This is a genomic window from Streptomyces sp. NPDC059564, assembly GCF_042735575.1.
GTDB lineage: Bacteria > Actinomycetota > Actinomycetes > Streptomycetales > Streptomycetaceae > Streptomyces.
Map to the genome: position 1 here is coordinate 26,765 of NZ_JBHWBP010000002.1, position 12,281 is coordinate 39,045.

Genomic DNA, 12,281 nt, shown 5'->3' on the forward strand with positions numbered 1-12,281 from the left:
GGCGGCGCCGGCGGTGCGGCGGCTACGCGCCGAACGCGACCGCCTGGAGTTCAGCGGTGCGGTCGGTGCGCTCCCAGGTGAAGTCCGGCAGCTCACGGCCGAAGTGGCCGTACGCGGCGGTCTGCGCGTAGATGGGCCGCAGCAGGTCCAGGTCGCGGATGATCGCGGCCGGGCGCAGGTCGAAGACCTCGCCGATCGCGTCCTCGATCTTCTGGACCTCGACCTTGGCGGTGCCGAAGGTCTCGACGAAGAGGCCGACGGGCTCGGCCTTGCCGATGGCGTACGCGACCTGGACCTCGCAGCGCGAGGCGAGGCCCGCGGCGACCACGTTCTTCGCTACCCAGCGCATGGCGTACGCGGCGGAGCGGTCGACCTTGGAGGGGTCCTTGCCGGAGAAGGCGCCGCCGCCGTGGCGGGCCATGCCGCCGTACGTATCGATGATGATCTTGCGGCCGGTGAGGCCGGCGTCGCCCATCGGGCCGCCGATCTCGAAACGGCCCGTCGGGTTCACCAGCAGCCGGTAGCCGTCCGTCGCCAGCTTGATGCCGTCGGCGGCGAGTTCCGCGAGGACGTGCTCGACCACGAACTCCCGGATGTCGCGGGTGAGTACGGCGGCCAGCTCGGCGTCGGGACCGAGCATCGACTTCAGGTCACCGTCGGAGGCGTGCTGGGTGGAGACCACGACCGTGTCGAGGCGGACCGGCCTGTCCCCGTCGTACTCGATGGTGACCTGCGTCTTGCCGTCCGGACGCAGGTACGGGACGACGCCGTCCTCGCGGACCTCCGTCAGCCGTCCGGAGAGCCGGTGCGCGAGGTGGATCGGGAGCGGCATCAGTTCGGGGGTCTCGTCGCAGGCGTAGCCGAACATCAGGCCCTGGTCGCCCGCACCCTGCCCGTCGAGCTCGTCCTGCCCGTCCTCGCCCGTGGCGTCGACGCCCTGCGCGATGTCCGGGGACTGCCCGCCGATGGACACCGACACGCCGCAGGAGGCACCGTCGAATCCCTTCGCCGAGGAGTCGTAGCCGATCGCGAGGATCGTGTCGCGCACGACCTGCGCGACCGGGACGTACGCCTTCGTCCTCACCTCGCCCGCGACGTGCACGAGACCCGTGGTGACGAGCGTTTCGACCGCCACCCGGGAGTGCGGGTCCTCGCGCAGCATTGCGTCGAGGATCGCGTCGCTGATCTGGTCGGCGATCTTGTCGGGGTGTCCCGCGGTCACGGACTCCGAAGTGAACAGGCGGTTGGTCATCGTGTCGCTCATCTCTTGGTCGTGCGGTCGTGGACGAGGGCGGCGAGGCGGCTCAGTCCCAGATCGATCTGTTCGGGGGTCAGGACGCTGAAGGACAGCCGGATCTGGTGTGTGCCTCCGGCTCCCGCGTAGAAGTGGCGCATGGGTGTCCACAGCACCCCGAAGCGGTCGGCGGAGTACGCGAGCGTCGCGTCGTCGGTCTCGAAGGGCAGGCTGAGGACCGCGAACATCCCGCCACCCGGAATGTTCCAGCTGACCTGTGCCCCGGGCTGCGGGAAGTGGCGCCGCAGTCCGTCGAGCACGGCCCGCAGGTTGCGGGCGTACACCTCGCTCTCGCGCCGGGTGGCCGCGGCCATGCTGCCCGCGTTCTCCAGGAGCTTGCCGCCGATGACCGCCTGCGAGATGGTCGAGGTGTTCAGCGTCAGCATGCTCTTGAGTTTGGCCAGCTGGTCGGCGAGCAGCGGGCCTTCACCGGCGGGTACCCCGTCGACGGGCTGGTCCGCGACGACGTAGCCCACGCGGGCGCCGGGGAAGGCCGTCTTGGCGAAGGAGCCCACGTAGACGACGCTGCGGTGCCGGTCGAGGGACTTCAGGGTGGGCAGGCGTTGCGCGCCGGCGTTGAAGAGGGAGTACGGGTTGTCCTCGATGACGAGGATGCCCTCCGCGGCTGCGGCCTCCAGCAGCCTCTCCCGGTCGTCCAGGCTCATGCTCAGCCCGCTGGGGTTGGCGAAGTCGGGCACCACGTAGCAGGCCCGCGGCCGCAGTCCGGCCGCGCGGGCTGCGCGCACCTGGTCGACGAGGTCGTCGACGTCGATGCCGCCGGTGCCTTCCCGCACCGGGCGGACCGGCATGTCCATCAGCCGGGCCGCGCCGAGGAAGCCCACGTAGGTGGGTGCGGGTGCCAGGATGACGTCCCTGTCGTCGGTGCGCAGGGCGCGCAGCAGCAGGATCATCGCCTCCTGGCAGCCCGTGGTGACCACGATGGCGTCCGGGTCGGCGGTGATGCCCTCGTCCACGGCCAGGTTCTGCACGAGCAGCTCCGTGAGCAGGCCCTTGGTGTGCCCGTACTGGAAGAGGGCGGTGCGCACCTGTGCCGGTGTCCGGCCGAGGTCGTCCTCCAGGTAGCGGGTGAACCGCTCCAGGTGGGCGTGGAGTTGCCCCGGGTCGTAGAACTGTTCATAGGGGCGGCCTGCGGCGAAGGAGACGGCGTCGGGGTAGCGGCCGGCGATCTCGTTGAGCAGGGTCATCGAGCCGAGCACCGGGTCGGACAGGGAACCGTGGAGCTCGTCCAGGCGCAGCGGGTCCGGGATCCGGCATCCGGCTGCCTGTTCGTGCGCCCGGGGGTCGTTGAGGGTGGTGGTCGTCATGAGGCGGCCTCTTCCACGGAAGGCGACACGGGCACGGCCGGGTTCCCGGCCCTGGCCCCGGTCCCGGTCCGGGTGCGCGGGCGCCGGTCGAGGCCCAGTACCAGGGGCACCGCGAGTACGTTCAGCCCGCCCAGCAGGACCCAGGGCCGGGCCGGCCCCTGGCTGAGGAGCAGTGTGAGCAGGGCGGGGGCGAGGGCGTTGCCCAGCGTCCAGGAGAGCTGGAACGCCCCCAGGTAGCGTCCGCGGATGTGTTCCGGGGCGAGTGAGACGCTCAGCTCGTTGCTCGGCGGGAGACTCAGCATCTCCGCGAAGGTGAAGATCAGCATGGCTGTCAGCAGGCCGACCGCCACGGCTGGCCCGGGCAGTGCGAGGAGGAGCGCGAACACGGCGAACGCGGCGGCGTTGACCATGGCGGCGAGAGCCAGCACCCGGGTGGGCCGGTGGCGTTCCGCCCACCGTGCCACCAGCGTCTGCGCCACGGCGACGAGGACCATGTTGCCGACGACGCACACCCCGATCAGCCAGGCGCCCGCGCCCAGCACCTCGGTGGTGTACACGGCCAGGAGGACGGGCAGCACGCTCGCGGCGAGGACGAACGAGAGGTTCGCGAGGACCAGCCGCAGGTACCGCCCGTCGCGCAGGACCTGCGCGTAACCGCCCAGGGTCGTCTTGTCCGCGTCTGCGTCTGCACCGCTGTCCCCCGGCGGATCGGGCCGTTCGGCTCCGGTTGCCGCGCCGGGCCGCCAGGTCGCGACCAGCCAGGCAGCGACGACGAAGGTCAGCGCGTTGACCAGGACGAGGCCCCGGACACCGGTACCGCTGCCCAGGGCGACCGCCACGGACGCGACGGCGGAGCCGAACCCGGCCCCGATGTTGCGGAGCGCGCCGATGAAGCCGAACCAGCGGGACCGGTCGCCGTGACGGGCAGCCGCCAGCATCACCAGAGCGCGACTGGACGTCCAGTAGATGCTGGAGCCGGCCTGGACGACCAGCTGGACCAGGACGATCTTCCAGGCCGCGTCGGCGAACAGGAATCCGGTGAATCCTGCCGCGGAGATCACGTTCGCGGCGAGCACCACCTTGCGGGGGCCGAGCCGGTCGATGAGCGGTCCCGCGACGATGGGGGTGGGCAGCGCGAGGAGCTGGCCGAGCGAGAGCGCCGCACCGATGGCACCGAGCGGGAGCGAGGTCGTGGCGCTGAAGTAGACGACGGTGAAGGCGAGGACCAGTCCGTTGCCGAGGCTGTCGAGGACGTTCGCGCCGACGAACCGGCCGTTCCCGGTGACGTCCGGCAGGCCCCAGCGGCTCAGCAGTCGCCGGCCGTTCACGGGCGCTCGAGACGGCCGTGGAAACAGGTGCCGACGCGGGCCCCGTTCGCCAGGCTGATCACGCCGCCGTCCAGGTCGGTCGTGCCCCGGACGAAGGCTCCGCCGTAGCCGTGCCCGGCCAGGAAGATCCCCCAGTTGAGCACCATGGACTCCGTGTCCCGCGTGCCGTCGCCGGCCGGGAACTCCTCGGTCACCGGCCGTACCCGCCGCTGGACGATGTACGGGCCGCCCGCGAACGCGTCGACGGTCCGGTTCCACTCCTCCCGGCCGGTGGACCAGCCCGGTACCACGTCGAGGCCGCCGTGGGAGCCGGTGGCCTTGACGACCAGGTCGTCGCGGTGTTCCCGGACGTACGGGAGCAGGTCGACGAGTTCGCCGTCCACGTGGACCTTCTCGTCGCGCAGGATCCTGCTCCACGGCAGGAGGGAGTCGACGGTCTCCAGCTCCGCGGCCGTGAACGCGCCGCGGTTGCGCTCGTCGCTGAGGACGGCGAAACAGCCCTTGCTGCCGTACACCTCCGGCTCCAGCGCGGTGAACAGTGCGGTCTTCCCGTCCCGGGCCGCGTCGTGGAGGGGACGCAGGAGTTCGGCGTCGCCGGGTGTGACCACGTCGTCGATGACGTAGAAGCGGTGGACGGCGTCCAGCCTGCGGCCGCCCACGTACAGGCCGTCCGGGCGGGCCCGGACCTGTGCCGCGTGGCAGGGCACCGCCTCGATTCCGTACGGCTTGAGCAGCTCGGCCATCACGCGCAGCCGGGGCTCCAGGTACGGGAAGCTCGTGGGCCAGTCGACGAGGCCGATCACCGGGTTCGCATCGAGGTCGAGGCCGGGCAGCACTTCGCGGAGCATCGTGACCAGCACCCGGGTGGTGTCGGTCGTGTCGACGCCGTGCTCCTCGGCGAAGGACGACACGTACGGGTGGGCGAGCAGCACGTCGTCGATGAGCGGAGTGTCGAACCCGCCCAGGGGGCTGCCGACGTTGAGCTCCAGGATGCGGAATCCGTTCTCCTCCTGGTACAGGTCGGAGCGTGCGAAGCGCGGTACCTCGCGCGGCGTTCCGTCCTCGCCGAGTGCCGTCGCGATCTGGAGCGGGGACCAGCCGACGGAGCGGGCGAAAGCGCGCACGTCCCCGTCGTGGAGCCGGTGGGGCAGGGAGACCAGCAGGTCGAACAGGTCACTGAGCCGGCGTCCGACCTGGTGTACCTGCTCGGCCTCCAGCAGTACGGGGCGGCTGAGGAACTTCTCGCCGAGGGCGGTACGCAGCAGGTCCGCATCGGCGCAGGCCCGTGCGAGGGAGCTGCCCGGGCGGGTTCCGGCGAGGTAGGCGCGGGTCAGGGTGTTCGCCATCAGCCGACCTCCACTCGTACGTGTGCCATGACGACCGCGGCGGCCGCGTTGACCTCGGCGGTGTCGGCGCCGCTCAGGATCACGTGGCCGACGCGTGCGTCGTTGCCCTTGTCCCGTACGCCGCCGACCCGCGTGCCCGGAGCGTCGGTGTCGACCGACATGACGTGGGGCGACGTGCCGAGGCCGCGCAGGCCCTGAAAGGTGCCGGCCCGGTACGAGGTGAAGAACCGGATGGCGGCGGCGCGCTCGTACGTCGGCGTGATCTCGGGCTGCCTGCCGGTGACGGCCTCGACGTAGGCGCGGGCCTCGTCGAGGCCGTGGGCCACGTGCATCAGCCGCACGACGTGGTCACCCGGCAGCCGCGCGCCCACCTCGATGATCTTCGCGCTGCCGTCGGGGGTGATCTTCAGCTCTATGTGCGCGACGCCGTTGAGTACGCCCAGTGCTTCCAGGGCCCGCTCCGAAGTCCTCCGGATCTGCGTCAGGGACTCCGCGGACAGGACGGCCGGCACCGTGTGTCCGATCTCCACCCGGTACGCGTCCTGCGTGGTGAACTTCTCGGTGACGGGCAGCATGGTGATCAGGCCCCCGCAGACCACCGCCTCGACGCTGAACTCCACACCGCCCACGTACTCCTGGATGATCACCGTGGTGTCGAGCGGGATGTGGTGGGGGGTCTCGACCGGCCAGGACTGGGCGAGGGCGAAGGCCGCCGCCAGTTCCTGCGGCTCCCGGACCACCGAGACGCCCCAGGAGGCCGACTGCTCGGCCGGCTTCACGACGAGGGGGTACTCCTGACCCCGCTCGGCGATCTGCGCGACGGCCGACTCGTACGTCCGGGCCAGGAGGGTGCGCGGGGAGGGCACCGCGTGCTCGGCGAACAGCTCGGCCATCACCCTCTTGTTGCGGCAGCCCAGCGCACGCCGAGGGTCGTTGCCCGGCAGCCCCAGCTCGGCGGCGAGGTCCGCGACGAGCGGGCTGAGGAACTCCCAGCCGCACACGATGCCCGACACGTCGTTGTCACGGGCGTACGCGACGAGCTGCCGCCGGGAGGTCTCGGTGTCCGCGAAGTCGGTGAACAGCACATCGTCGCCGATCAGCTCCTTGAGGGCCGGGGCGTAGCACTTCGCGTAGACGTCCTCGTGCGTGACGACCGTGACGCGCAGGCCGAGCTCCTCGGCCGCCCGCAGCAGGTACGGTCCGGTGTTGCCCATGGCCTCCAGCAGCAGCAGTCTGCTCATGCCGCCACCGGGCCCTGCTCCGCAGCGGCCGCGGCCGGGTCCGGGTCCGGGTCCGGGAAGAAGTCGACCAGCATCATGTCGCGGACGGCGAAGGGGAGGTCGGAGCCGGGCTCGATGGCCGACACGCCGTGGAAGACGCGGCGGTCGTCGATGATGACCGTCTCGAAGGGCTCCGTCAGCAGCGTGCTGAAGATCGGCTCCCGGTTCCGGTCGAAGAGCTGCGAGCGCCCGCCCTCGACGTTCTCGCGGCGGATCAGCACCTGGGCGACGAAGTGGTGGCCGTCCTCGTGAATGCCTTCCGGCGCCGGCAGCCCCGCGGCGTCCCGCGTGGCGGTGATCCGTATCTGGTGGACGCCGATGATGCCGTTCGCCGTGTCGAAGGTTCCCGGCAGTTGCTCCAGCAGGCCCCGGACCAGCGTCGAGAGCACGGGGGACGCCGCGACCTCGTCCTCCATCGGCGCGAACTCCCGGGCGACACCGCCGTGCAGGGGATTCACGTCGAGCGACTGGTGGAAGGCGCCGTGCGGAGCACGGACGAGCCCCGTGTCCGTCAGTCGGAACTCGCTGTAGCGACGACGACGGTAGTCGGCACCGCCCTTGAGGTAGCCGTCGACCGGCATGTCGTTCCAGGACTCACGCAGCAGCTTCACTTCGGCCTCGACGTGTTCACCGAGGGATCCGAGCACGTGCTCTGCGGGCAGATGGACATACGGCTGGGACATTGCGGATTGACCTTTCACTTGCTGGGGAACGAAGGCGGGCGCGCGGCCCGAGGGCGGCGGAGCGTCAGCGCACCGCCTGCGCCGCCGGGCTGGTGAGCAGCTGCTTGAGCTGGACGGCCATCTCCGCGGAGAGCACCCCGTGCTCGGAGTCCAGGACGGCGATGCCCTCCAGGAACGCTGCCTCGGCGCCGAATTCGCAGGTGGCGATCAACAGGCCGCCGTACTCCCTGCCGTCGACGATCAGGGTCGGGGTCACCTGGACGACGTCGAGCCGCTCCTGTGCGTCCGTGACGAACGCGTCGGTCACGTTGTTCACGGGGAACTCCAGGGACCAGCGGCGCCGCTCCAGCACCGGCTCCGGCTGGGCCTGCCACCGGCCGAGGAGGATGTCGGTCATGCAGAGGTAGGTGTTGCGCCCGGACGCGGCCACGCCGAGGGCCGTGGCACCCGATACGCGGGGGTTGATCTCCAGGACGTGGTACGTGCCGCCGCTGTAGATGATGTCGAGGTTGATCACTCCGGTGATGCCGATGCCGGCGCAGAGCTTCTTCAGCTTCTCGGCGACCGGTACGAAGGCCTCGTCATCGGCGGTCCGGGGAGCGGAGGAGCGCAGCTCCCAGAAGGCGAAGGTCGGCTGACCGCCGGTGGGGCCGGTGAAGCACAGCGGCTGGACGGCGTACTCTCCGTCGGCGCCGACGAGCTCGACCGTGCACAGCTCGCCGGTGATGCACTGCTCCATGACGAAGTTGCCTTCGTCCGGACTGGCCAGGTACTCCTCCAGGCCGGCCCGGTCCAGGATGAAGCGGATGCCGTTGCCCGAGCTGCCCCAGACCGCCTTGGTGAGCAGCGGGTAGCCGATCTCCTCCGCCTTCCAGCGGATGATGTCGGCGTACACGGGGACGTCGGCCCCGCCGTGCTTGAGGAGGGTGCCGTCGATGAGCATGCCGCGCGGGGTGTCCAGGCCGTAGTCGGCCAGGATCTTCTTCGTCTCCCACTTGTCGGCGAGCAGCCGGCTCGGCTCCAGGCCGTTGGTGACGACGGGGATGCCGTGGGCGGCCAGCTTCTCCTTGACGACCGCGTCCCGCAGTCCGGCTTCGTCGGGGAAGGCCAGCGAGACCACCCCGTCGGCGCCCCAGGCGAGGATGCGCTCGACGATGTCGTCGGGCCGGGCGTCCTCGGGAAGCTTCTCCCAGGTCCCGCCGGGGAAGTCCGCGGGGCCGCACTCGCCGTCCGTGAAGAAGATGCGCGCCTCGATGCCGGAGGCGGTGACGGTGCGCGCCAGCTCCGGGATGTACGGTCCGGCCCGCGAGATCGGGATCGACCGGATGTATGCGATGCGCTTGATGTCCGACTCGGTCATGAACTACTCCAGTTCGATCGTGAGGTTGGCGATGGCGGCGTCGGCCGCCCGGTTGACCTTCTGGGGGGTGGCGGCGGTGAGCATCACGTAGCCGACCCGGCCGTCGTTGTCTCCGGGGCCGCGCACCTCGTCATCCGGCTGCGGGTAGACGGCGATGCGGTGGACCTGGGGCGAGCGGACGACTCCGTCGATGCTCCGGAATCGGCCGGCCCTGGGCGGGACGAAGAAGCGGATGGCGGCGGCCCGGTCGGTGCGCGGAGTGAGCTCGGGCTCGATACCGAGGGCCACCTGGACGAAGGCACGTGCTTCGTCGACGCCGCGGGCGAGGCGGATCAACTCGGGCACCCGGTCGCCGGGCAGCCGGGCCCCCACCTCGATGATCTTCGCGCCGCCCTCCGGCAGCAGCTTCAGCTCGGTGTGGGCCACGCCGTTGGTGATGCCGAGGGCTCTGATGGCCGCGACCGTGGTGCCGTACAGGGTCGCGGTGTCGGCCTCGCTCAGGGCGGCCGGCACGGTCTGGCCGATCTCGGCCCGGAACACGCCGTCGGTGGTGAATTTCTGCACCACCGTCAGCGGGGTGATCCGTCCCTCGAAGACGACGCTCTCGACGCTGTACTCCACACCGCCGACGTACTCCTGGATGAGCACGGTGGTGTCGAGGGGGAAGCCGTGCGGGGACTCGTACTCCCAGGCCTGGGCCGCGGCGAACGCTTCGGGCAGTTCGTCCGGGCCCTGGATCACCGACACGCCCCACGAGCCGGCCTGCTCCGCCGGCTTGACGACGACCGGGTAGGTGAAACCGCTCGCGGCGAGCCCGGCCGCGGCCGCATCGCAGTCCTGCGCCAGGACCGTCCGGGGCGCCGGCACCCGGTGCTCCTCGAACAGTTGCGCCATCACCCGCTTGTTGCGGCAGCCGTCCGCGCGCTCGGGGTCGTTGCCGGGCAGGCCCAGTTCGGCGGCCAGTCGGGCGGCCACGGGCGTGAGGAACTCCCAGCAGCCCACGACGCCTTCGACGCCCTCGGCCCGGGCGTACTCGGCGAGTTCCTTCAGGGCCCGCTCCGGGTCGGAGAAGTCGGTGAAGACGACCCCGGAAACCTTCTCCTTCACGGCCGGCGCGTAGGACTCGTAGATCTCCCGGTGCGTGGCCACCACGATCTGGACGCCGAGCTCCCGGCCCGCGTCCAACAGGTCTTCCGCGGAGCCCATGGCTTCGATGAGCAGGACCTTCTTCATGCCTGTACTCCTGTCGGTCGGTCGCCGAGGGCGATGTCGTGCGGGCGCAGCGGGATGCGGGTCAGCGCGAGCCCGGTGGCGGCGCGGACCGCCGAGACGATGGCGGGGGTGGCGGACAGGGTGGGTGCCTCGCCCGCACCGCGCAGGCCGTAGGGCGAGCGGGGGTCGGGGTGCTCGACGATGTTCAGCTTCATGCGCGGTACGTCGAGGGTTGTGGGGATCAGGTAGTCGGTGAAGGAGGCGTTGCGGACCCTGCCGCCGTCGAGGACGATCTCCTCCATCAGGGCGAGACCCAGCCCCTGTGCGGAGCCGCCGTGGATCTGGCCCTCCAGGCCGCCCCGGTTGATGACGCGGCCGACGTCCTGGACCGCGTCCAGCGCGACCACCCGGACCAGCCCGAGGTCCACGTCGACGTCGACCACGGCCCGGTGGACGCACATGATGAGCTGGACGTGCGAGTCCCCGAGGCCGGTGAGCGGGTCGACGGCGCTCGTCGGACGGTGGTGGTACTCGCGGGTGACGTCCACGGCCTGCGTGCCCAGCACGTCGGCGAGGTCGGCGAGCACGCCGTCCCGCCGGGAGACGAGCTTGCCGCCGTCGACGCGGAGGTCGTCGCCGGGTCGGGGCGACAGCGAAAGACGCCGGACGGCCAGCCGGAAGAGCTCCTCCCGGGCCGCCTCGCAGGCGGCCTTCACCGCGCCGCCGGTCATGTACGTCTGGCGGGAGGCGGAACTGCCGCCGGAGTCGCCTATCGACGTGTCCGGGGGCAGCAGGACGATCCGCTCGATGCCGAGCTCGGTCCGGGCGATCTGAGCCTCGACGGTGGTCAGGCCCTGACCGACCTCCGCCGCCGCCGTGTGCACGTGGGCGGTGACCTCGCCTTCGGCCACGGCCAGCCTGATGCGTGCGGTGCCGTAGTCGTCGTCGCCGCCGGAGAAGCAGGCGTTCTTCATGCCCACGCCGTAGCCGATGCCTCGTACGACACCGTCGGCGCGGGTGCTGCCCGACAGGCCGCCGGGCAGGTCACGGGGATCGGGGACGGCCGGGAGCGGCTCCGGCAGCGGGACGGCCTCGATCTCGTCGAGCAGGGAGAGGAACGGCTGCGGGGCATCCACCGCCTGGCCGTTGGCTATGCGGGAACCCGCAGTGATCGCATTGATCCTGCGGATCTCCAGGGGCTCCATACCGAGCTCCGACGCCAGCCGGTCCATCATGGACTCGTACGCGAAGCAGCCCTGGACACCGCCGAAGCCCCGCATCGCGCCGCACGGCGGATTGTTGGTGAAGACGCCGTACACGTCGACCTTGATGTGGGGGATCTCGTACGGGCCCAGGCACAGCGAGGATCCGATGCCGACCACGCCGGGGGTGGCGGAGGTGTACGCACCGCCGTCGAACACGATCTCGACATCGGCGTACACGAGCCGGCCGTCCCGCGTCGCGCCGTACTCGTACCGCATCCGCGCGGGGTGGCGGTGGACGTGCCCGAGGAAGGACTCCTCCCGGCCGTACGACATCTTCACCGGCCGGCCCGTGGCCAGGGCCAGCAACGCCATGTGGATCTGTACGGAGATATCCTCGCGCCCGCCGAACGCCCCGCCCACTCCCGCCAGCGTCAGCCGGACCCGCTCCTCGGCCAGCCCCAGCACCGGCACGATCTGCCGCTTGTCGTGGTGCAGCCACTGCGTCGCCACGTAGAGGTCGATGCCGCCGTCCCCGTCCGGGACGGCCATCCCCGACTCGGGTCCCAGGAACGCCTGGTCCTGCATGCCGATCTCGAACTCGGACCGCACGACGACCAGGTCGCCCCGGCGTCGCGCGGCCTGCGCGTCACCGGACCGGATCGGCTGGTGGCGTACGAGGTTGCCCTGCGGGTGCAGGCTCGGCTGGCCGGGGTCGAAGGCGGCCAGCCTGGATTCCGTGAGCGGCTCCCTGACCTCGAACTCCACCTCGATCAGGGCCAGGGCCCGCCGTGCGGTCTCCGGATGGCCGGCGGCGACGAGGGCGATCGGCTCACCCTGGTAGCGCACTTCGTCGACGGCGAGCACGGGCTGGTCGCGGCGTTCGAGTCCGTAGAACTTGCTGCCCGGCACGTCCTCGTGGGTGAGCACGGCGGCGACACCGGCAAGGGCCCGGGCCCGGGACGTGTTCACCGAGCGGATGCGGGCGCTGGGGTGCGGGCTGCGCAGCGTGGCACCCCAGAGCATGCCTTCGGCACGCAGGTCGGACGAGTACGCGAACGATCCCTGGACCTTCTGCGCGCCGTCCGGACGCGGGGGTGTGCCACCTATGCCGATGGCCTGGTGTACGGCGACCGCCTCGGGGGCGCCCGATGGAGTAGGACTCACGAAAACCTCATCCACGAAGTTGATGTCTCGATCGCTTCGGCACATGGCTGCGCCGGCCCCGGGCACGGCACGCCGAGGGCGCCG

At 71.1% G+C, this 12,281-nt stretch carries 9 protein-coding genes; all 9 read right to left on the reverse strand.

What is annotated here, in order from left to right; all coding sequences use genetic code 11:
- Positions 1-22 precede the first annotated feature (22 nt).
- A complete protein-coding gene (metK, locus tag ACFV0Q_RS00840) occupies positions 23-1,252 on the reverse strand; it encodes a methionine adenosyltransferase (RefSeq protein WP_384998568.1) in 1,230 nt (409 codons plus the stop codon).
- An 8-nt stretch (positions 1,253-1,260) separates the two neighbouring features.
- A complete protein-coding gene (locus ACFV0Q_RS00845; protein ID WP_384998333.1) occupies positions 1,261-2,619 on the reverse strand; it encodes a PLP-dependent aminotransferase family protein in 1,359 nt (452 codons plus the stop codon).
- Positions 2,616-3,947: an MFS transporter gene (locus tag ACFV0Q_RS00850; RefSeq protein WP_384998336.1), complete on the reverse strand. Its 1,332-nt coding sequence runs from the start codon at positions 3,945-3,947 to the stop codon at positions 2,616-2,618. Before ACFV0Q_RS00850 ends, ACFV0Q_RS00845 begins: the two co-directional genes overlap by 4 nt.
- Entirely contained in the window at positions 3,944-5,293 is a 1,350-nt protein-coding gene (locus tag ACFV0Q_RS00855) for a hypothetical protein (protein WP_384998338.1), read from the reverse strand. The genes ACFV0Q_RS00850 and ACFV0Q_RS00855 overlap by 4 nt, the downstream gene beginning before the upstream one ends.
- On the reverse strand, positions 5,293-6,534 hold the full coding sequence (locus ACFV0Q_RS00860; protein ID WP_384998340.1) for an ATP-grasp domain-containing protein: 1,242 nt from the start codon (positions 6,532-6,534) through the stop codon (positions 5,293-5,295). The genes ACFV0Q_RS00855 and ACFV0Q_RS00860 overlap by 1 nt, the downstream gene beginning before the upstream one ends.
- On the reverse strand, positions 6,531-7,256 hold the full coding sequence (locus ACFV0Q_RS00865; protein WP_384998343.1) for a 2OG-Fe dioxygenase family protein: 726 nt from the start codon (positions 7,254-7,256) through the stop codon (positions 6,531-6,533). Before ACFV0Q_RS00865 ends, ACFV0Q_RS00860 begins: the two co-directional genes overlap by 4 nt.
- Before the next feature lie 64 nt (positions 7,257-7,320).
- The gene (locus ACFV0Q_RS00870; protein WP_384998346.1) at positions 7,321-8,616 is read right to left on the reverse strand and encodes an acetyl-CoA carboxylase biotin carboxylase subunit family protein; all 1,296 of its coding nucleotides are present in this window, start codon (positions 8,614-8,616) and stop codon (positions 7,321-7,323) included.
- A 3-nt stretch (positions 8,617-8,619) separates the two neighbouring features.
- A complete protein-coding gene (locus ACFV0Q_RS00875) occupies positions 8,620-9,849 on the reverse strand; it encodes an ATP-grasp domain-containing protein (protein ID WP_384998349.1) in 1,230 nt (409 codons plus the stop codon).
- Complete coding sequence (pucD, locus tag ACFV0Q_RS00880; RefSeq protein ID WP_384998351.1) at positions 9,846-12,242, reverse strand: xanthine dehydrogenase subunit D; 2,397 nt, start codon at positions 12,240-12,242, stop codon at positions 9,846-9,848. The genes ACFV0Q_RS00875 and pucD overlap by 4 nt, the downstream gene beginning before the upstream one ends.
- Between the last annotated feature and the right edge of the window lie 39 nt (positions 12,243-12,281).

Coding starts and splice junctions, on each gene's coding strand:
- metK (WP_384998568.1), bottom strand. CDS start 1,252: ATGACCAACCGCCTGTTCACTTCGGAGTCCGTGACCGCGGGACACCCC.
- ACFV0Q_RS00855 (WP_384998338.1), bottom strand. CDS start 5,293: ATGGCGAACACCCTGACCCGCGCCTACCTCGCCGGAACCCGCCCGGGC.
- ACFV0Q_RS00875 (WP_384998349.1), bottom strand. CDS start 9,849: ATGAAGAAGGTCCTGCTCATCGAAGCCATGGGCTCCGCGGAAGACCTG.
- ACFV0Q_RS00860 (WP_384998340.1), bottom strand. CDS start 6,534: ATGAGCAGACTGCTGCTGCTGGAGGCCATGGGCAACACCGGACCGTAC.
- ACFV0Q_RS00845 (WP_384998333.1), bottom strand. CDS start 2,619: ATGACGACCACCACCCTCAACGACCCCCGGGCGCACGAACAGGCAGCC.
- ACFV0Q_RS00870 (WP_384998346.1), bottom strand. CDS start 8,616: ATGACCGAGTCGGACATCAAGCGCATCGCATACATCCGGTCGATCCCG.
- ACFV0Q_RS00865 (WP_384998343.1), bottom strand. CDS start 7,256: ATGTCCCAGCCGTATGTCCATCTGCCCGCAGAGCACGTGCTCGGATCC.
- pucD (WP_384998351.1), bottom strand. CDS start 12,242: ATGTGCCGAAGCGATCGAGACATCAACTTCGTGGATGAGGTTTTCGTG.